Origin of the sequence: Paracoccus sp. 228, from assembly GCF_000967825.1 — a bacterium.
Classification (GTDB): domain Bacteria; phylum Pseudomonadota; class Alphaproteobacteria; order Rhodobacterales; family Rhodobacteraceae; genus Paracoccus; species Paracoccus marcusii.
In genome coordinates, this window is the sequence record NZ_JYGY01000007.1 from 58,689 (window position 1) to 78,625 (window position 19,937).

20 protein-coding genes and 4 pseudogenes are annotated in these 19,937 nt (G+C 60.8%); 14 read left to right on the forward strand and 10 right to left on the reverse strand.

The genetic code is table 11. The annotated features are described in order from the left end of the window. Positions 1-3 precede the first annotated feature (3 nt). The 4 genes and pseudogenes from SY26_RS18120 to SY26_RS21285 form a co-directional block, all read left to right on the forward strand. Positions 4-651, forward strand: a complete 648-nt coding sequence (locus SY26_RS18120) for an HD family hydrolase (RefSeq protein WP_045983515.1) — start codon at positions 4-6, stop codon at positions 649-651. A gap of 45 nt (positions 652-696) precedes the next feature. Next, positions 697-1,113: a VOC family protein gene (locus SY26_RS20635; protein WP_084693922.1), complete on the forward strand. Its 417-nt coding sequence runs from the start codon at positions 697-699 to the stop codon at positions 1,111-1,113. Between the two features lie 178 nt (positions 1,114-1,291). Then, a protein-coding gene (locus tag SY26_RS18130; RefSeq protein WP_369799452.1) for an IS3 family transposase occupies positions 1,292-2,421 on the forward strand; the annotation gives its coding sequence in 2 pieces (ribosomal slippage) (positions 1,292-1,538 and positions 1,538-2,421; 1,131 coding nt in all). Between the two features lie 35 nt (positions 2,422-2,456). After that, a pseudogene (locus tag SY26_RS21285) lies at positions 2,457-2,537 on the forward strand (IS5/IS1182 family transposase); the annotation flags it as partial. Here SY26_RS21285 and SY26_RS20640 read toward each other — a convergent pair. The 7 genes and pseudogenes from SY26_RS20640 to SY26_RS21290 form a co-directional block, all read right to left on the reverse strand. Beyond that, positions 2,533-2,718: pseudogene (locus tag SY26_RS20640) on the reverse strand (IS3 family transposase); the annotation flags it as partial. The pseudogenes SY26_RS21285 and SY26_RS20640 overlap by 5 nt on opposite strands. 252 nt (positions 2,719-2,970) lie before the next feature. After that, entirely contained in the window at positions 2,971-3,891 is a 921-nt protein-coding gene (locus SY26_RS18135) for a YfdX family protein (protein ID WP_052714917.1), read from the reverse strand. A 77-nt stretch (positions 3,892-3,968) separates the two neighbouring features. Next, entirely contained in the window at positions 3,969-4,919 is a 951-nt protein-coding gene (locus SY26_RS18140) for a YfdX family protein (protein ID WP_046001705.1), read from the reverse strand. A 72-nt stretch (positions 4,920-4,991) separates the two neighbouring features. Further along, positions 4,992-5,483 carry an Hsp20/alpha crystallin family protein gene (locus tag SY26_RS18145; protein ID WP_045983517.1) on the reverse strand — a complete coding sequence of 164 codons (492 nt, stop codon included), beginning with the start codon at positions 5,481-5,483 and terminating at the stop codon, positions 4,992-4,994. A gap of 20 nt (positions 5,484-5,503) precedes the next feature. Then, a complete protein-coding gene (locus SY26_RS18150; protein WP_046001706.1) occupies positions 5,504-5,902 on the reverse strand; it encodes an Hsp20/alpha crystallin family protein in 399 nt (132 codons plus the stop codon). Positions 5,903-5,916: 14 nt separating this feature from the next. Then, positions 5,917-6,345, reverse strand: coding sequence for an Hsp20/alpha crystallin family protein (locus SY26_RS18155; protein ID WP_045983519.1), 429 nt, complete (start codon positions 6,343-6,345; stop codon positions 5,917-5,919). 131 nt (positions 6,346-6,476) lie between these two features. Beyond that, entirely contained in the window at positions 6,477-6,680 is a 204-nt protein-coding gene (locus SY26_RS21290; RefSeq protein ID WP_157020529.1) for a hypothetical protein, read from the reverse strand. A 483-nt stretch (positions 6,681-7,163) separates the two neighbouring features. Here SY26_RS21290 and SY26_RS18165 point away from each other — a divergent pair, with 483 nt between their 5' ends. From SY26_RS18165 to SY26_RS20650, 9 genes and pseudogenes are all read left to right on the forward strand, one after another. Continuing rightward, positions 7,164-10,058, forward strand: a complete 2,895-nt coding sequence (locus tag SY26_RS18165; protein WP_046001707.1) for an ATP-dependent Clp protease ATP-binding subunit — start codon at positions 7,164-7,166, stop codon at positions 10,056-10,058. Positions 10,059-10,135: 77 nt separating this feature from the next. Next, the gene (locus tag SY26_RS18170; protein WP_045983521.1) at positions 10,136-11,278 is read left to right on the forward strand and encodes a sigma-70 family RNA polymerase sigma factor; all 1,143 of its coding nucleotides are present in this window, start codon (positions 10,136-10,138) and stop codon (positions 11,276-11,278) included. A gap of 26 nt (positions 11,279-11,304) precedes the next feature. Then, a complete protein-coding gene (locus SY26_RS18175; RefSeq protein WP_045983522.1) occupies positions 11,305-11,952 on the forward strand; it encodes an HdeD family acid-resistance protein in 648 nt (215 codons plus the stop codon). Between the two features lie 211 nt (positions 11,953-12,163). After that, a complete protein-coding gene (locus tag SY26_RS18185) occupies positions 12,164-12,784 on the forward strand; it encodes a hypothetical protein (RefSeq protein ID WP_045983523.1) in 621 nt (206 codons plus the stop codon). 1 nt (position 12,785) lies between these two features. Continuing rightward, positions 12,786-13,346 carry an NADH dehydrogenase ubiquinone Fe-S protein 4 gene (locus tag SY26_RS18190; RefSeq protein ID WP_045983524.1) on the forward strand — a complete coding sequence of 187 codons (561 nt, stop codon included), beginning with the start codon at positions 12,786-12,788 and terminating at the stop codon, positions 13,344-13,346. A gap of 33 nt (positions 13,347-13,379) precedes the next feature. After that, positions 13,380-13,682 (forward strand): annotated as a pseudogene (locus SY26_RS20645) (rhomboid family intramembrane serine protease); the annotation flags it as partial. Then, on the forward strand, positions 13,603-13,938 hold the full coding sequence (locus tag SY26_RS22075) for a co-chaperone YbbN (protein WP_045983525.1): 336 nt from the start codon (positions 13,603-13,605) through the stop codon (positions 13,936-13,938). The pseudogene SY26_RS20645 and the gene SY26_RS22075, both read left to right, overlap by 80 nt. A 57-nt stretch (positions 13,939-13,995) precedes the next feature. After that, positions 13,996-15,165, forward strand: coding sequence for a cation:proton antiporter (locus SY26_RS18200; RefSeq protein ID WP_046001708.1), 1,170 nt, complete (start codon positions 13,996-13,998; stop codon positions 15,163-15,165). Positions 15,166-15,279: 114 nt separating this feature from the next. Beyond that, positions 15,280-15,672 (forward strand): annotated as a pseudogene (locus SY26_RS20650) (IS481 family transposase); the annotation flags it as partial. A 21-nt stretch (positions 15,673-15,693) separates the two neighbouring features. On the opposite strand, the gene SY26_RS18205 reads toward SY26_RS20650, so the two are convergent. Genes SY26_RS18205 through SY26_RS18215 form a run of 3 tightly spaced genes read right to left on the reverse strand, consistent with a single transcriptional unit; the run spans position 15,694 to position 18,330 of the window. Next, positions 15,694-16,194, reverse strand: a complete 501-nt coding sequence (locus tag SY26_RS18205) for a RidA family protein (RefSeq protein WP_046001709.1) — start codon at positions 16,192-16,194, stop codon at positions 15,694-15,696. A 19-nt stretch (positions 16,195-16,213) separates the two neighbouring features. Further along, complete coding sequence (locus SY26_RS18210; RefSeq protein WP_052715373.1) at positions 16,214-16,726, reverse strand: cytochrome c; 513 nt, start codon at positions 16,724-16,726, stop codon at positions 16,214-16,216. A gap of 26 nt (positions 16,727-16,752) precedes the next feature. Further along, complete coding sequence (locus tag SY26_RS18215) at positions 16,753-18,330, reverse strand: flavin monoamine oxidase family protein (protein ID WP_232303398.1); 1,578 nt, start codon at positions 18,328-18,330, stop codon at positions 16,753-16,755. Between the two features lie 314 nt (positions 18,331-18,644). Between SY26_RS18215 and SY26_RS18220 the strand changes: the two genes are divergently transcribed. Further along, entirely contained in the window at positions 18,645-19,859 is a 1,215-nt protein-coding gene (locus SY26_RS18220) for an IS256 family transposase (protein ID WP_046001770.1), read from the forward strand. Positions 19,860-19,937 lie beyond the last annotated feature (78 nt).

Sequence of the window (19,937 nt, forward strand, 5' to 3'; positions counted from 1 at the left end):
CCCATGACAGAAAACAACTGCGATAGCGCGACACTTCCCAGTGCCGATGCTGAGGGCATTGTGGACGTGTTGGGCTTGGCCGAAAACTTGAAGACCGAGATGCGCCATAGCTGGCTATCGAATGGCCGGCAGGAAAGTGTCGCGGAACATACGTGGATGATGTCAGTGGCGGCCGTCCTGATGGCTCCACACCTTCAGCATCCTGTCGACCTGGGACAGACCCTGAAGCTGATCGCACTCCATGACATAGCGGAGGCCATCACCGGGGATATTCCATATTTTGAAGAAAGCACCCGTAAGAACACCAAGCTTGCTTATGAAGCGGAAGCCATGGAAGCCATGCGCGGGATGCTACCAGCGGCGTCGGGAAGATTGCTCTTTGAGCTATGGCGTGAATACGAAGACTGCGAGACCGCAGAGGCGAAGTTTGCACGTGCGCTCGACAAGCTTGAGGTGCAGCACCAACACAATCTTGCGGATTTACAGACCTGGACCGAGCAAGAGTTAGATCTCGTCTACACAAAGATGGACCGCGAATGCGCCCATGACACGGCATTGATAACCTTGCTTGCTGTCATCAGATCCAGGGCAGAAAAGAAGATGCGGCATCATGGAATTGACCCAATCGAAATCAAAGCGCGCGCGCTCTGACCGGCGGCTCAGTCTCCTATCATCCTCTGACAATGGACCTGTTGTATGATCAGCTATATCACCGTCGGTGCCGATGACATCCCGCGCGCAAAGCGATTTTACTCTGCGTTCCTGCCTGCCCTCGGCTACGAACTGGTAGAAGGCCCGGAAGGTCTCAGCTACGAGCTCCCCGAGCTTCCTGACGAGCCTGCCGTCTTGCCCGCATTTTACGTCAAACCCCCATTTGACGGACGTCCGGCATCGGTTGGCAATGGCGCGATGGTGGCATTCCAGACACGAAGCCAGCAAGAAGTCCGTGAACTTCATTCGGCAGCGCTCGCTGCCAACGGTAGGGACGAGGGCCAACCTGGCTTCCGCGATGCGTATGGCCCTCATTTCTACGTGGGCTATCTCCGGGACCCTCAGGGAAACAAAATTGCGCTTTATTCCAACAATCCAGACGAGCCTGGACGAGACGGTTAGACCGCCATTTGCCCAAGTCCGATGAAAGCCCGGTTTGTCCATGGCCCGCAAAGCGGCAAGCGACGCTGCGCAGGGTTATCGACGCAAGGAGCCCATCTGAAGGAGCCCATCTGTATGGACCTGCACCAGTTCTGTTCCGGTCTTTTGAGAGCGATACTCGCCATCAAGGAGACCGGATATGGCAGCAATACACAGCGATGAGTTCAAGCGTGATGCAGTTCGCATCGCGCTCACCAGTGGCCTGACACGGCGTCAGGTTGCGTCTGATTTGGGGATCGGGCTTTCGACGCTCGGCAAGTGGGTTCGGGCGGTTTCGGAGGAAGCCAAGGTGCCTGCGCAGGATGCCGAGCTTCTGCGCGAGAACGAACGACTGCGCAAAGAGAACCGTATTCTCCGGGAGGAGAGGGAGGTGCTAAAAAAGGCGGCGATGTTCTTCGCGGCTCAAAAGCCGTGAAGTTTCAGTATATTGCCGAGTATCGTGGTGTGCTGACCCGCAGCCATCTGTGCCGCCTGATGGGGGTGTCAGAACGCGGACTTCATGCCTGGAAGCACCGGCCCCCGTCGTATCGCCAGCGGCGCGACATGGTGCTTCTCGCCCATATCCGCGATCAGCACCGCCTGAGCCTGGGCAGCTACGGTCGACCACGGATGACCGAGGAGCTGAACGAGCTGGGCATTCGTGTCGGACAGCGGCGTGTCGGGCGGCTTATGCGCCAGAATGGCATCCGGGTCATCCGCAGCCGCAAGTTCAAGCGCACCACTGACAGCGATCACGCCTTCAACATCGCACCGAATCTCCTGCAACAGGACTTTACCGCGAGCGGGCCGAACCAGAAGTGGGCGGGCGACATCACTTACGTCTGGACGCGCGAGGGGTGGATCTATCTGGCTGTGATTATTGACCTTTTCTCAAGGCGCGTCGTTGGCTGGGCCATCAGCAACCGCATGAAGCAGGATCTTGCCTTGCGGGCGCTGAACATGGCCATCGCGATCCGAAGGCCGCCGCCGGGCTGTATTCACCACACGGATCGCGGGTCGCAATACTGCACTCACGACTATCAGAAGCTGCTGCGCAAGCACGGGTTCAAGGTGTCGATGAGTGGGAAAGGCAACTGTTACGACAATTCCGCAGTCGAAAGCTTCTTCAAGTCGCTGAAGGCCGAACTGGTCTGGCGCCGCAACTGGCAAACCTGCCGCGAGGTCGAAGTCGCCCTCTTCGAATACATCAACGGCTTCTACAACCCGCGCCGGAAACATTCAGCCCTCGGCTGGAAATCACCAGTGGCCTTCGAACAAAGGGCCGCCTAACATGAGCACGTGACCGGAACAGAACCGGTGCAGGTCCAAACAAGCCGCGCGGGGTGCCGCGGGTAGATGACCGGCGGGTTCTGAACGGCATCTACTGGCGGCTGAGGACCGGCTCTGCGCGATGCCCTCTTTGCGGCACAACTCGGCGATACTGTCGTCACCGCGAAGACCTTCAAGCACGATGCGGATCTTGTCTTCGGCCGAGAAGTGGCGGCGGGTCTGACGCCGGATGTCCTTGACCACGCGCTCTGCAGGGGGCTTGGTCGGCGATTTTGAATTGGAGGATTTGGGCTTCATCTTCGTTCCTTCGTCACTACGACGAAGCCCAAATCCTCCTTAAATCACAACCTTAAATCTGTGCCATAGGCGCTGACGGGGGAAAGGGATAAGTCCGTCCGGGGAAAGGGGAACCTCGGCTATCACCCGATTTGCGCAACAGAGCCGGTGAGATCCGAACCACTACAGATCATTCATCAAAAAAGGCCAGAACGTGTCATGCAGCGTTCTGGCCTATCCATTTGAAACGCACTGATCCGCGTGGTGGGAAGTCTATCGCGACGCGTCGAACAATCGGGCTTTCAAGTCTTCGAAGTGATCAGCTATCTTTGAGAAGATCCCGGCCGCTTTCTTGCGGTCCTTTAGCGATTTCTTCAAATCCGCTATCGCATTATGTAGGTCTTTAAAGTCTTTTTTACGCCCGTAGCCCAGTGCTTCTGCGATCTCCAATTCAACCCTGGCTCCTTCGATATAGTCATCCAGAGACGGTTTTCCGTCAGCATCGGAAGCCTCACCTGCCTGTAGCGCCTTGGCCTTGGATATCATCGCTTTGGCCCGCACGGTTGGAAGAGGGACGACGGTTTCAACAACTGCGACTGTCGACAGGGCTGTGTTGAGGATCGTGGTTGCCGCCTCTGTCTTGCCTTCATCAATCAGACGCGTGGCTTCGAGGATCGCGTCAGGGTAGGTCTTCAACGGCAATGCCCTGAGCTCGATCACGATCTCACTGGCAAAATCACGCATCAGCGATCGCGCGATCTGAAAGTCTCCGCGGCGAACATGGTGCTCGATCAAGATGCCGATATCTCGTACCGTTTCCGGCGTAGCAATCAAGTCGACGATGCGATAGTCAGCGGCGACAGGGGCCATTGCGAGGTCCGGCTCTCGCGCGACAACCGTCTCAAGCTTTCCAGTCACCCGGGCCAACGCGTCGATGGCGTCCTGTTTATTCCCTTCATGCAAGGCCTCGATCGCTACCTTTGTTTCTGCCAGAGCATCGACCGCTTCCTTGATCAATTGATCCCTGCGATCGGAGAGCTCAGCGGAGACATGTTCCGAAACACTGCCGTCGACGTGTTCGCGCGGTGCATCGTTGCCGCTGGTCGCCCCAGCCTTCTCTGCCAATTCCGTGGAAGACTTCGTGGCATCACCGGCCGTTTCGGTCTCTTGAATAGTTTCTTGTTCAGAGGTCATGATCGGTATCCTTCGCTGTTTTGATGTGCGGAGGGCCACAAGAGCCCTCCGCGTTCAAACCTGAGACATGAGCAAAGTCAGATGTCACTGTTTCGATTGAACAGCCGCTCTTTCAGGCGTCCAAACCCATCGTCGATACGGTCAAAGATCCCTCCGGTATCCTCCTGCGCCTCAATCTGACGGTCCAACTCATCCAGCGCCTCATGCAGATCCTCGAAATCGCTTTCGCGGCCGTAGCCGAGCGCTTCGGCGATTTCGAGTTCCTGGCGTGCCGCCTCAACATAGTCGGCGGCCGTCAGATCGGCATCTTCAGTAGCGGCTTTGTCGTTCGCCGCCTCACCGTCGTCATTGAGCAGAGCTTTGGCCTTCTCGATCATCGCTACGGCTCTGAGCGGAGGCAGGGCGATCACTATGTCGGTCACCACCTGGGTGCTCAGTGCGGCGTTGAGTACCGTCATCGCTTCGTCGGTCTTTCCGTCATCAAGCAGTGCCGTCGCTGCAAGGATCGCGTCGGGATAGGTCGCAAGCGGAAGGCTGGTTGTCCGGATGACAACCTCGGACGCGAACCCGCTCAGCAGCGGTCTCGCTTCCTGGAACTTCCCATCGTCGACCAAGTCCGCGATCTGTTTGCCGAGTCCTCGGACGGCTTCGACGCTGCCCAGAACGTCATAGGTGACATGATCGATCCGTACGGGCGCCAAAGCGAGATCCGGTTCACGCGCGAGGACGGTCTCGAGCTTCCCCGTGGCCAACGCGAGCGCAGCAATCGCCGCATCTATATCGCCCTTCTCGATCGCGGCGATCGCAGCGTTCGTTTCATGGAGCGCGTCGACCGCCTCCTGGATCACGGCGGTGCGTTTATCGGCGAGCTGTGAATCGGTTTCGGCGGTCACGCTCTCTTCGACCTGCTCCCGGTTGACCGCCTGCGCTTCAGCTTCCGCCTGAGCCGTATCCTGAGACCAGGAAGGGCCGGCGCTGACAATCAGCAGGGCCAAAGCTGTTCCCGCGTAAAGATTCCTGAGTTTCATCAGTCTGTTCCTTTCGGCTGTGATTGGTTCTACGGCGGTTTCGCCGCAGAGTTGGCACGATCAATGCCCGGATCAGGCCTCCTTGACCGCGATTTTCCTGACCTTGGCCTGCGCCTCGGGAGTCTGGGGCAGCTTGATCGTCAGAACCCCGTTCTTGAAGGAGGCTTGCGCCTTTTCGCCATCCACACCGGGGGGGAGCGGAATTGTCCGGTAGATCGCGCCGTAGCTGCGCTCGGAGAGGTAGTATCCCTTCTTCTCCTCCTGGCGCTCGATCTTCTTCTCCCCCTTCACAGTCAACATGTCATCGTTGACCGTCACCTCGATGTCCTTCATCTCCATGCCCGGCAGTTCGATCGACACTTCGATCGCCTTGTCGGTCTCGACCACGTCGGATTTCGCCTCGCCGCTACCAAAGGGCCATTCGAAATGACCGACCCTGTTCCAGAAGTTCTCGAACACATGGTTCATTTCGCGCTGGAGCGTCGCGATCGGGTTGTCTTCGCTGCTCTTGGCGTCTGGCGCGCCGTCCTTGCGCGCCCAGGGGATCAGGTCCTTGATCTGCATGATGGTGTCTCCTTCGATTTTCAGGCGCCCTTGACGGCGATCCTTTTCGGCTGCGCCTCAGGGGCTCGGGGGAGCGTCAAAGTGAGGACGCCTCCACGCATCTCGGCTTCGGTCCTGTCGGGGTCGAAGTTCTCGGAAAGCGTGAAGTCACGCTCAAAATCGCCCTCGGCACGTCCAGCATAGGCAAGTTCCAGGTTTTCTGGCCGCATCGGCTCAACCTTGCCGCGGATCGTCAGCACGCGGTTTTCAAGCGTGATTTCGACCGCATCGGCGGCGACACCAAGCATTTCGACCATCATGGAGACACACTGATCGGTCTCGACGATATCGGTCAGCGGGTGGTAGATGCGGCCGCCGCCGGCGGTTTCAGGCGCGTCAGTCGGCGTCTTTTCGGTGGCTTGCGTGATGTCGGTGCTCATCGTTCCAGCCCTTCTCAGGCTGCCCTGATCTCAACTCTCTTCGGCTTCTCCTCCTCAGGCCGGGAGATGACGACCCGCAGTACGCCGTTCGCCATCTTCGCCTCGACCTTGTCATCCGAGGCCGCGAAGGGCAGACGGATCGCGCGAGAAAACTTGCCATACCCGCGCTCTCTGCGGTGCCAGCGCGCGCCCTCGGACACCTCGGACGCCGTTCGTTCGCCCGAAATCGTCAGGACGTTGTCCTTGACCGCGATCTCGATATCGCCCGGCTCGATGGCAGGAAGTTCGGTAGTAATGGCGACGGCTTCCGCATCCTGCCAGACATTCACTGTCGGGAATGCCGCACGAGACGGCGACGGCCAGAAACCGCGGTCGAGATCGCGCATCATGGAGCGCATCAGCGCAAAGGGGTCGCTGCGGCGTAGATATGTTGGATAGAGCATTGCTGGTCTCCTGTGGCTCAACGACGTCGTGCAGGAAAACACTGCTTTCGCGGTTCCATCGCCACGGCAAGAGATATCGATCCCGAAACCTTTTCGATTCTACGCTCACAAGGATACCACGCAGGTATAATTTATGCTAGCATTTCAATTTCTAGCGGCGTCTGATGGAGCTTCGCGACGGCCAACAGATCCTTGGAGGTCAAATGATGATTGCATCCGACCATGCGTTGATCGGGACGACGATCCATCGGGTCGCCCAGCACATCCAGCAGCGGATCGACGATGAAAGGCGTGAGACCGGTCTGACGCGACAGTCGTGGATGGCAGCCGCCCATGTGGACGATTCCCCGGCCTCGTGATCAGCGACCTCACGGCGCGGCTGGAGGGCAACTCGTGGACCGCATGGCGCGGGGGCTGGGTTGAGCGGTCGCCGTCATAAAATGAGCGGCGGTCGCAGACCGTTGTGCCGACGAGAAAGACGCAGAAAAGCTTGCGATAACTAGACCCCTGACGAGCGGCGTTGAAGGAAGACATCTTACCGGACCTATCAGTCGACGAGAGGCGTGTTCTTCTCGCACTTCTCGAACGCATACGTGCGCAGCACTCACGCTAGAGGGAGCAAATCGGTATGGAAAGAAAGACTGGATCTTCTCGAGCAATCGGCGCAGGGTCTCCTGCAACGAGAGACCGTGGACGAGCCCGATCTTGTGGCAATTGGGTCCAAGGTGAAAAGAACGGAAGCGGTCGCTGCGTGACACTGTCACTGGCGCAGATGATCGGCGACCAACCCTGACTGGATAATGAAACGGAGAAGACGAATGGCAAACGGAGCTTGCGATATTTGCGGTCGCCCGGCGACGGCGCGCGTGCGCGCCTCGGTGAACGGCAGGGTTCAGAACATGGAGCTTTGCAACCAGCATTACAGCGAAATGGCGCGCCGGTCGGGGCGCAGCGCCTCGCCGCTGGAGTCCCTGTTCGGACGGCGTTCCCTTCTTGACGAATTCTTCGGCGAGAGCGGTTTCGGCAGCCTCTTTGGTGACAGTCCGCTGCAAGGCGGCACGCTCGGCTCTATAGGTGATGGCGATGACGCTGTCGTCGACGCCACTGTCGGCGAGGGCGCGCCGCGGCGTGGATCGCGGCGCGGCGGCGGACGCACCATCGCCGACCGGCTGAGCGAACAGGGCAACAAGCTGCTGCAGGATGCGGCACAGAAGGCCGGGGAATTCGGGCGCAGCGAGGTCGATACCGAACATCTGCTTCTGGCATTGACCTCGTCTGACGTCGTCAAGACGATCCTGGAACAGTTCAAGGTCGATGTGGACGATCTGCGGCGCCAGATCGAGAAGGAAGCGAAGCGTGGAGACGCCAAGACGGAAGGCGAAATCGGCGTCAGCCCGCGTCTCAAGGACGCGCTGAACCGGGCCTTCATCGCCTCGAACGAGCTTGGCCATTCCTATGTCGGGCCGGAACATCTGCTGATCGGGCTCGCCGAAGAGGGCGAAGGCCTTGCGGCCGCGATGCTGCGCAAGCTGGGGTTGACGCCGCAGGCGCTGCGTCAGCAGGTGACGAAGGTGGTCGGCAAGGGAGCCGAGGAAGGCCGCGTCGAGACTCCGTCGAACACACCCGATCTCGACCAGTTCAGCCGTGACCTGACGAAGCTCGCCCGCGATGGCAAGCTCGATCCCGTCATCGGCCGCGCCCGCGAGATCGAGACGACGATCGAAGTGCTGGCCCGCCGGAAAAAGAACAACCCGGTGCTGATCGGCGAGCCCGGCGTGGGCAAGACCGCCATCGTCGAGGGACTTGCACAACGGATCGTCGCGGGCGAAGTGCCCGAGGCGCTGCGCGACAAGCGGCTGGTCGAGCTCAACATCAACTCGATGGTGGCCGGGTCGAAGTATCGCGGCGAATTCGAGGAGCGAGTCCAGAAGATCCTCAAGGAGATCACCGAGGAGAAGGACAGCCTGGTCCTGTTCATCGACGAGATGCACACCATCGTCGGCGCCGGCCAGGGCGGTGGCGAAGGTGGTCTCGACATCGCCAACACCTTCAAGCCGGCGCTGGCGCGGGGCGAGCTGAACCTGATTGGCGCGACGACGCTCAACGAGTACCAGAAATACATCGAGAAGGACGCGGCGCTCGAGCGACGGTTCCAGCCGGTCTATGTCGAGGAACCCACGATAGCTCAGGTCATCATGATCCTGCGCGGCCTGCGCGACACGCTGGAGGCGCACCACAAGGTGACGATCACCGACGAGGCCATCGTCGCGGCAGCCGAGCTTTCTGATCGCTACATCACTGGCCGCTTCATGCCCGACAAGGCGATCGACCTGATCGATCAGGCAGCCGCACGGGTGAAGATCAGTGCCACAGCGCGCCCTGTGGACGTCCAGGAGTTGGAGGCCGAAGCCGCGCAGATCAGGCGCGAGCAGGACTATGCCGCAGCCCGCAAGCAATTCGACCGAGCAGCAGAACTGAAGAAGGAGCTGGAGCAGAAGCAGAAGGAGCTGGACGAGCTTCTGGAAATCTGGAAGCGCGACCAGGCTTCGGCGACCGCCGAGGTGCGCGCCGATCACGTCGCGCAGATCGTCTCCAAGATCACCGGCGTTCCGATCACGGAGCTGACCGCCGAGGAGAAGGACAAGCTCCTCAAGCTCGAGGAGAAGCTGCACGAGCGCGTCATCGGCCAGGAAGAAGCGATCCGCGCCGTGGCCGATGCGGTGCGTCTCGCGCGCGCGGGTCTGCGCGAAGGATCCGGTCCGACTGCGACCTTCCTGTTCCTCGGGCCGACCGGGGTTGGCAAGACGGAACTGGCCAAGACGCTCGCGGAGGTGATCTTCGGCGACCAGGATGCGCTGATCCGCATCGACATGTCCGAGTATGGCGAGCGCCACTCGGTCGCCCGGCTGGTGGGCGCGCCTCCCGGCTACGTCGGCTATGACGAGGGGGGCCAGCTGACCGAAAAGGTCCGCCGCCGGCCCTATTCGGTGGTGCTGCTCGACGAGATTGAGAAGGCACACCCGGATGTGTACAACATCCTGCTTCAGGTGTTCGACGATGGCCGCCTGACAGATGGCAAGGGCCGCGTGGTGGACTTCACCAACACCATCATCATCGCCACCTCGAACCTCGGTTCCGACATCATCCAGCGCAACCTCACGAAACGCGGCAGCAGTGAGTTCGACGAGGCCAAGCAGAAATCCGAACTGATGGAGGTGTTGCGCGGTCATTTCCGGCCAGAGTTCATCAACCGGATCGACGAGATCATCGTCTTTCATTCGCTGAATCAGTCGGAGATCCGCCAGATCGTCGAGTTGCAGCTCAACCGGGTGAAGCGGACCGCCCTTACCCAGGGCGTCGAACTCGAATTGGACGTGAGCGTCGTGGATCACTTCGGCGCGGTCGGCTTCCGCCCCGAATTCGGCGCCCGCGAGCTGCGCCGGCTGATCCGGTCGGAGCTGGAGACCGAGTTGGCTCGCGAGATGCTCTCCGGGCGGATCGAGGATGGTGACAAGGTCCGCGTCGCCTGGTCGGAAGACGAACAGAGGGTCGTGTTCGAAAAGATCGTAAAGGACACCGGTGACGACAGCCCGGACGATCAGGCCAAGGCCGGGATCGAGGAGCCCAGCGAAGTTGCCGAAAACAACACGGACGTTCCGAAGCCCAGCGTTGGGGATGAGGTGCAGTCCAAGGACGACAAGTCCGCCGAGTGACAGCGCAAAAGACTGGCCCGGCGCGATATCGGTCGCGCCGGACCATCTCTTCGGAGAGTTATAGGAAGGTCCACGGCATGAACGTCATTAGATCATTCCGCAATCTCGACCGGCACGGCCAACAGCGCGCGCCTGAGGTCATCGAGGAAGAAGTGCGGCAACTTGAACCGCACCTTGCGCGCTTTCGCGAGGATCTGGTCCGGCTCGAAGTCGTTGCCTCGCAGACGAGGGGCAAGAAGCGCATCGAAGTCAGCCTGCGCCTGCAACTGCCGTCGGGCGTGATCGCGGCGCGGGAAGAGGGATTCGAGATCGAGCCTGTCCTGCGCAAGGCCTTTGCCGACCTGCGCCACCAGGTCGATCGGCATGTGGCGCGCCTCAAGCACGAGCCTGAATACAAGCGTCCCGCCCGCCGGCGCCGGATCGGCGCCCCGCTGTCGCCCGCGCGGGATGCGGCGGAAGCGGACCGGCGCCAGCTCTTCTTTGACCTGATCGAGGATCATCTCGATACGGTCTACGATACCGTCAGGCGCGAGTTGACCTATCTCGAGTGTAGCGGGTCTGTGCCGGCTGGCTACCTGAGCGTTCGCGATATCGTCGATGCGACGATCCTCAAGGGGCTGGCCCGCTTCGAGGATCGGCCTTCGGAGTTTTCCGTCGGCGACTGGCTGAAACGGCTGGCTTTTGAGACCATCGAGGAAGAATCCCGCGCCGCCCGCCGCGCCGTGCCTGAGGATGCCGCCTCCATCGAGGCGGAACCCGAGGCCCCGGCGGAGGATCCGACCGAGGCGGATCAGGCGATGTTCGAGTTCTACCAGCCCGACGAAGTGCTGATGCTGGAGGACCTCATCGCCGACGACGGCGGCACAGACCTCGAGACCGAAGTGGATCGTCATAAGATCGCCATGGCATTGCACCGGGCTATCGCAGATCTTGCTCCGGTCGAGCGCCGCGTCCTGTATCGGATGTACCTGGAAGACGCCACGATCGCGGAGACGGCAGACCTTTTCGGCCTGACCGAGACAGAGGTCGCCGAGATCGCAGAAAATGCGGGCGCGACACTACGCGCGAGGCTTGCCGAAGCCGGGTTGGTCAGAGATCCATCAGGCCGCGCGCCCATCGAACGGGAAATCGCTCACACGCAGCGTCTGCCTCAGCCGATCGAGGATCGCCGCCGCGTGGCCGCCGCCCTAACCGGCGAGGAGGCCGGCTCCGACACCTGACATGGAACTGAATAGGAGATCGACCAATGACCACAGCCTCTGAAAACCCGACCGACAAGATGCAGGACATGCTGTGCAGCCTGTCCCGGAATTGGTGGGCATTTGTGTTACGCGGCGTGCTCGCATTGATCATCGCAGTGCTAGCCTTCGTCATGCCTGCGCAATCGCTTCTGGCGCTCACGCTGGTCTTCGGCGCGTTCGCCTTTGCCGACGGCGCGTTCGGCCTCGTCGCCGCGATACGTAACATCCGCAAGGGCGAACGCTGGGGCTGGCTGATGTTCAGCGGCATTCTGGGCATCGCCACGGGCGTCGTCGTGGTTGTCTCGCCTTTTGTCGCGACGCTTGTGCTTGCGACATTCCTCTGGGCCAGCATCGCCTTCTGGTCCGTGTTCTCGGGTGCCCTCGAGATCGCGGCAGCGATCCGCCTGCGAAAGGAAATCGACGGCGAAATCTGGCTGATCCTGAGCGGCCTTCTCTCGGTCGTTCTCGGTGTCGTCGTGACCTGGATGCTGCTGACGCGCCCGGTCGAAAGCTTCCTCGCGCTCGGCTGGCTGATCGGCTTCTACGCCGCGTTCTTCGGGGTGATGATGATCCTCCTCGGGTTACGGCTTCGCAAGGCGGATCGTTCGGACGGTGCGGCCTTCGATGACGCTCCCCCATCGGCAAAGGCGTGAGGTGCCCTGTGGTGGATGACGGGCGACTTGCCGGCGAGGAGCACGATTTCACCCGATGGGACGAAACGATCTTCGACCGTTGCCTGAGCACCGGCTTCAATCCGTTCGGCAGCGGTCCGACGCCAATCTTCCTGCGGCACCGGGACGCAGAGGCGCCGGACGCCGATGCAAAGCCGTGCATGCCACCTGACACCGAAAATGCGAGGTGCTGATGTCGAACCGCCTGCCTGACTTGGCATTTGCGGCTGCGGCCGCTGCCTTGGGCATCGGCATCGTTTTCGTTTTTCGCTCGATGTATCTTGCCGAAGACACGCTGCCTTTCGCGCAGGAGATGACGCTCATCTTTCTCGGCGCTGTCGTGACGATCATTCTGACCGCGGCGCTTCTCAACCGCCAGACCGATCTCGAGCTTCGCAAGGAAGGAAGGGTCATCATCCTCCAGCAGCAATGCGACATTTACATGGCCTGCATCGAGAAGGTCGCAGAGATCGTGGAAACCGCAAGGCACGATGCGAGGCTGATCGATGAACTGCGTGTTCTCAGCCACAAGCTGGCTGTGGTCGCGAGTGCAGGGGTCGTGTCCAGCTTCGAGCAGGTACTGGAGAGCTTGCAGTCCGGTTTTGCTGACGGCACGCTCTCGGACGGGGACGGAGAGCGCGTGATGAATGCCGTCGCCGATCTTACGATAGCGATGCGGTCGGACGTGCTGCACGCTGCTGCCTTTCCTTCGCAGAACACCGAACGCGCCGTTCGCCTGAATTCGAGGCGAATGGAAAAACTCGACGATCTCGAACGTCACCTTCTCGTATCCACCGACACCCGGGAGAACTGATATGCGCGGCCATAATCGTCCACCATTCCCGCCGAAAATTCCCGGAACCGATCTGCCATCCTGGGACGTGCCGACGGCAATCATCTACCGTCCTGCCCGTTCCGCGATGACATCGGCGCCTCGGCCCAACTACTGGGTCCTGGAGTTCGAGCCGTCCCGGCCGCCGCAGATCGACCCGCTGATGGGACATACCTCCAGCGACGATCCCTATCGCCAGATCCGGCTGAAATTCCCCGACCGCGACAGCGCCGTGGACTTCGCCGAGCGGCAGGACTGGCGATATGTCGTGCGCGAGGACGTCGGAAAGGCCCGTGCGGCGAACCCGTGGGCGGGGGAGACGCGCCACCGGCTGCACAGGGGCGTCGATGCCCCGGGAGCCTTCCGGGTCCCGTTCCGCCCCGATCGCCGCCTCTCAAGAGGCGTCCAGCATGAGAGCACGGCCGACCCGTCTACCAGCGACAGGGAGAGTTTCGACCCGGTCCTCGAAGCCTCGCTCGAATCCTTTCCTGCCTCTGATCCTCCGGCGTGGACGGGTGTGACAGTCGCAGGGAAGAAACCGTGACGACGGCCGGCCACAGGCGCGACGAGGCGTCGCATGTTCCCGTGGGCTGACACCGTCGCACGCCGATACCCGCCGATCGTCGTCTGGTCGGTCATTGGGATCAGCGCCCTTGCGTTCCTCTATCAGGTCGGCCTGCCGCCGCGCGTGCTCGACCGGTTCCCGTTCGACTTCGCGCTAGTGCCGTCGCGCGTCTTCGGTCAGCTCCGCCTCGTCGCCCCGTCCGACTGGACCCCGTTCCTGACCAACATCTTCCTTCATGCGGGCTGGCTTCACCTCATCCTCAACATGTGGACGCTGTGGATCTTCGGCCCCGCCGTCGAAGATCGGCTCGGACCGGGTAGATTCACGCAGGGCCGAGTGGTGCGGGCCATGCAAGATGATGGCGCCCCAGTTCGAGGCGGCGGCGCGCTCGCTCGAACCCCATGTCCGCCTGGGCAAGCTCGACACCGAGGCCAAACAGCAGATTGCCGGCCGCTACGGGATCCGCGGCACTCCCACCATGATCCTGTTCAGGAGCGGCAAGGAAATCGCGAGGACGAGCGGTGCAATGCCTGCCGCGCAGATAGCGCAGTGGGCGCGGTCGCACGTCTAGAGTTTACAGGTATTGGCCTTACCTGCGCCATGCCATCAGGACAAGAAGGACAAGAACATGCATGGCGTGACCGGATTTATTGAAAGTGCGGCCTTGTTGGTCTTTGCCGCGTTCGTGCTCGTGACGATATGTTCACGGATCGGCATGCCCAGTATCGTCGGTTACATTCTTGCCGGCATAGTCATCGGACCTGCCGGCCTCGGCCTGATTGCCGAAAACGCTGCCCTGAGCAGCATCGGCGAGATCGGAGTAGTACTCCTGCTGTTCGCTCTTGGCCTGGAATTCTCGTTCGAGAAGCTCGTAACGCTCAGGAAGCATGTCTTCGGTCTTGGAGCCGCGCAGGTTGCAGTCACGACGATATCGGTGTCGTTGATAGCGAGTCTGATCTTCGATCTCGCGCCCGTCCCCGCTATCCTCATCGGCGGGGCCGTTGCCATGTCATCGACGGCCATGTGCCTCAAGGTGCTCGCAAGCGCGAACGCTCTGGGATCGGCCCAAGGGCGTCTGGCCATTGCAGTGCTTCTGTTTCAAGACTTGGCAGCTGTAGCATTCCTGCTTCTGCACGATTCGATGAGCGGAGCCGCCGAGGGACATGGCGTGATAACGGTCGTCGCCAGTGCAACGGCATTGGTTGCAGCTCTGTTCATTGCGCGTGGCCCGTTGCAGTTGCTGGCCCGTTGGGTAGCGTCGCGTGGCGATCCGGAACTTGCCCAGCTTCTCGCGCTCACCATTGCACTAGGGTCCGCGATTGTCGCGGCCACTGCCGGCCTTTCTCCGGCACTCGCCGCATTCGCGGCCGGCATGATCATCGGCGAGGGAGACGCGCGCCATGCTGTCGAGAACGAGATACGGCCTTTCCGCGATTTGTTTGTCGGGATATTCTTCGTCGGCATCGGAACGCAATTGCCACTTTGGATCCTTCCATCTCAATGGCCTGCCGTGCTGGTCTGGCTTGCAATAATACTCTGCGGAAAGACGCTGATTGTTTTCGTCGTCGCCCGACTATTCGGCGAAGCGCTTCAGACCTCATTGCGGACCGGAGTCATCTTGGCCAACGGGGGAGAATTCAGCCTGATGTTGCTATCGGTTTCCTCGACGTCGGGTACAGTGGCCGAGGAGTTCGCCGGCCCCCTCCTCCTCGCGATTGGAGTGAGCATGTTGGCTGGAAGTCTTATGATTAGATGGGCGGGGTCAGGCTTAGGATCAATCGACATTAGGCCCTGTTGACAAAGTATGGCAGCCATATTTTTGCGGTGGCCAAGGCGAGAAATGCTGACACTCTATGTGTTTGATCCCATGGTTTGATGGTGCGATCCTTTCTCAGGAATGGAAGGATGCCCTATGGGACAAGTTCGTCACGGAAGCGCCACGACCACGCACGCTGTCAGAGCAGCAATACAGCGATCGCAGGCTTCGCTCGCGACGCTGAGCCGGGAGTTCGGCATCAATCCCAAGACAGTGGCGAAGTGGCGCAAACGGGCGACGATCGAGGATCTGAAGACCGGGCCAAAGGAACCTCGTTCAACGACCTTGACCGAGGCAGAAGAGGCAATGGTCGTTGCGTTCCGGCGGCACACGTTGCTGCCACTGGATGACTGCCTCTTCGCTCTGCAGCCATCTATCCCGCACCTGACGCGATCAGCGCTGCACCGGTGTCTGCAGCGTCATGGTATCTCCCGGCTGCCGGATGTCGAAGGGGACAAGCCGAAACGCAAAGCTTATATCGGCTTGCCCCATAAGGCGACGGGCGGTGCGTCAAGGCCGCACCGCCTCAACCTCGATCTCGACCAGCCAACCTGGATTCACAAGACCGGCGACCTGAAACACCGATCGGGTAGGCAGGTTCTTTTGCGCATCAGTGCCGAAGAACTGCGTATAGCCTTTCATGAATCCAGCAAAGTCCATCGGAGCTTCCTCAGACGGAGCCACCAGATAGACTTGCATCTTGACCACGTCCCCCATCGACAAACCCATGTCCTGAAGCTTCGCTTCGATCTGCTTCAGAACCGACACGGTCTGTGTCTCAGTGTCGCCATAAGCGGCGATGCTGTTCGGATCGGCCGAATTATCGGCAGAGGCGGGAACGGTGCCGCTGACCAGGACACGGGTGGCATCGGCCGGAATTTCGATTGCCTGCGCGATGGGAAAGTCGGAATCCGGGATTGGATGACGGATGACGCTTGCATCCTGGGCAATGGCTGCAACGGGCGCCGCCGCCAGCATTAGTGTGGCCAGGCTGACTTTGAGACGGATCATACGGATGTTCCTTTTGGGTTCATTCAGGCAACGGACCGGCAGCTTCACGCGCTGCCTGAACCGTTTCAAGCGTGGCCGGAAAAACCTCGCTATCCTCAAGCGTGCCCTGAAGATACCCCACCACGGCAAGGATTTGCTGGTCGTCCAACACGTGCCGGAAGGGAGGCATTCCGTGCAAGCCGTTCACGATAACAGAGACGGGGTAATCCCCGACGATCAGGTTTTCATTGCCGGCCAAGGCGGGATACATGCCTGCCCCAACCGCGCCCTTGGCATCCGGCATGTGGCAGCCTGCGCAGAGGGCCCGATAGATATCCTCGCCTTCGGTTTGTGTGATCTTGTCGGGATCCTGGAACAGCCGGGACTCGAAGGGGGTGGGCTGAAAGGTTTCAATCTCTGCTGCCGGCGCCCCGTCCCCTGTTGCTGTAGGGGATGGTGCAGACGTTTGTGGTGCCGATGAGTTGTCGTTGGCCCGCTCCTGGGCCGCGGCTAGTGCAGGAGCGGCGGCCAGGGCCAAGGCCGCCAGTGTCATTGGAAAACGCATTGTCCTGCCTCCGTTCAGCCGTTGATGACGCGGTCGTGCAGACGCGAGATCGCGTCAAGCGCCGAGGTGATCGCGCCTTCCTGCCAGGCAGGGAGGTATGAGACATGCTCACCCGCCATCAGGATGCGCCCGTCGATCCTGGTCGCCTGGTCGTAGTTCGCCTCACGGTCGCGCCACAGGCCATAGCAGCCCAGCGTCCAGGGTACCCGGTGCCAGACTACGCTGACACCGGTCTTGAATTCGTCCATGTACTGCGGATGGATATGGGACCCGTATTCGAGCGCCCATTTGATGCGATCCTCGGGGCTCATCGCAGTGAATTGGTTGGAGATGGCCCCCCATGGATAGCCGCCCAGCAAAACGGCTGGCCCATCTGACTGATAACCCGTGGACGGATAGCTGATCAGCGTGATCGGCAGGTCGGTATAGGTGATGCCGCCATAGATATGTTCGTCCTGCTCCCAGAAGCGGCGCTTGAACTCCAGCCCGAACTTCGTCCCTTCAGCATAGGGCATGTTGTCGACGACGCTCTGCATTTCGGACGAGAGGTCGGCCTCGATCTGGCTGAGGATCGAGAACGGGATGGTGCACACGCACCAGTCGCCCGACGCAGTACGCGGCTCGCTCGTGCCGTCCGATCCGACATAGGTGACAGTTACGCCCTGATCGTTCTGACGGATCTGCGTGACCTTGCAATTATATTTGATCAGATCGCCGACCTGCTTCTCGAAGGCCGCCGCGATGCGATCCATGCCGCCAACAGGCTGGAACATGGTCTCCTGGTGATCGGTCACCTGATCCTCAAGCAGCTTGCTCCACAGCTTCGACTGCAGCACGGTGGCGAAGTCGATCGGCTCGGACGGTTCAGGCCTGGCATCGGCCCCGCCGCCGGGCCATTTCGCCCAACCCCGATATGCTGACAAATGATCGCCTTTGCGATAGTTGAACTCATCGTCAAGCACGCCGTAATATTTCAGCGAGGCCATCAAAGCCTCGCGGTCGGAGGGGGACACAGCTTCATCCAAGGCGCCTGCGTTGGTGGCCTTGGCCAGAAGGTCCGAGATGCCGCCGCGGTAATCCGCATTGATCTCCCGGAAGCGCATCGGCTTGCCGTCGAAGGCGTTCGAGGAATGCAGATAGGCGTTCTGATTGCCCTGGATGAAGGGTTCAAGCGCAACCCCCAACCGCCTGCAATAATCCAGCAGTGCGTGGTGGTGATGGGGGATCCGCCATGGGCCGGGGTTGAAATAGTTGCCTTCGGCAAAATCGACCTTCTGGGTGGCGCCGCCCAGTTCGGTGTAGCTGTCGCCCGAATGCAGGGTCCAGCAACGCCCACCGGCCTTTTCACGGTATTCTAGGATCTCGACTTCATAGCCTGCCGCACGCAACTCCAACGCTGCAGTCATGCCAGCAAGACCGGCCCCCAGGATCAGGACCTTGGCTCCCCTGGGATCTCCGTCAAGCTTGATCGGCCCATTGTAGGGCGATTCGGCCGCATGACCCAAGGATGTCATCGCCGCATACATGGCACTGCTGCCTGCGGCCGCGCCGATCATTGAGAGGATGGTTCGACGAGTGGGATGGTTGATCATGCCTGTCTCCAAACCTAAGCACTGCAAACTCGCAGAGCAGACCCGACGGCGACGATCATGGATCCGTCCTCGCGCCTTGAGGAATTAAATACACCAGTGTTGCTAACCGTTGAGAAAGGGAGTTCGTTCCGGCTGGTTCAACTTATCTTTGCAACGAAGCGAACGCGTGGCCCTGCCCGGGCCATGGCGAGCCAGCGAGAGCAAGAGTAGAGAATGAGGAAGGACGGATGAAAATGTCGGGTGCTTGAACGGAGAGTGTCCGGTCTTCTGTGTATGACTGACCCGGTCCATGCTTCCTGAGAGGAGCAAGGATGATGACGATTTCCAACGAGCTGCTGGACGAGTTGCTGAAGGGCTGCAAGCGGCCCGAGGATCTGCTCGGCGATGCCGGGCTGATGAAGGAGCTGAAGGCTCGGCTGATGGAGCGGATGCTTGGGGCCGAACTGACCGCGCACCTGGGCTATGAGGCCGGGGCCGAGCCGCCGCCCGACCAGGCCAACCGCCGCAATGGCACCGCGACGAAGCGGGTGAAGGGCTCGGATGGCGAGGTGCCGCTGGCGGTGCTGCGCGACCGGGACGGCAGCTTCGAGCCCGAGCTGGTCAGGAAGGGCCAGACCCGGATCGACGGAGTGGATGACAAGATCATCGGGCTCTATGCTGCCGGGCTTTCGGTGCGCGACATCCAGGCACATCTCGAGGAGCTTTACGGACTACGGGTGTCGCCGGACCTGATCAGCCGCGTCACCGATGCCGTTCTGGAGGAGGTCCGGGACTGGCAGCACCGGGCGCTGGACCGGATGTATCCGATCGTCATTTTCGACGCTCTGCGGGTGAAAATCCGCGACGCTGACAGCCGGATGGTGCGGAACAAGGCGGTCTACATCGCCCTGGGCGTCACGCGGGAGGGCGAGCGCGAGGTTCTTGGGCTCTGGATCGCCGACAACGAAGGTGCCAAGTTCTGGCTGTCGGTGATGAACGAGCTGCGCAACCGCGGCGTCCAGGACATCCTGATCGCCGTTGTGGACGGGTTGAAGGGCTTCCCGGAGGCGATCACCGCCGCCTTCCCCGAAACCACGGTCCAGACCTGCATCGTCCACCTGATCCGGCACTCCATGAACTTCTGCAGCTGGAAAGACCGCAAGGCTGTGGCCGCCGACCTGCGCCCGATCTACGAGGCCCCGACTGCCGAGGAGGCCGCCCACCGGCTCGATGACTTCGAGGGGACATGGGCCGGGAAATACCCGTCCATCGCCCCAGCCTGGCGACGGGCCTGGGCCGAGGTGATCCCGTTCTTTGCCTTCAGCGCCGCAATCCGGAAGATCATCTACACCACGAACGCCGTGGAGTCGCTCAACCGGGTGCTGCAGAAAACCCTGAAGATTAAGGGTTCCTTTCCGACCGAGGTGGCTGCAATCAAGCTGATCTTCCTCGCTATCCGCAACTTCGAGAAGGGCGGCCGCGCTGTCCGGGAGTGGGTTGCCGCACGAAATCAGCTGGCCATAATGTTCGCAGGGCGCTTCGATGCCTGACCGTATCTGAAAACCGCATGGGCCAGGTCAGATACACAGTGTTTCAGACACTCCCCTTGAACGCCCCCCCTTCCTTTT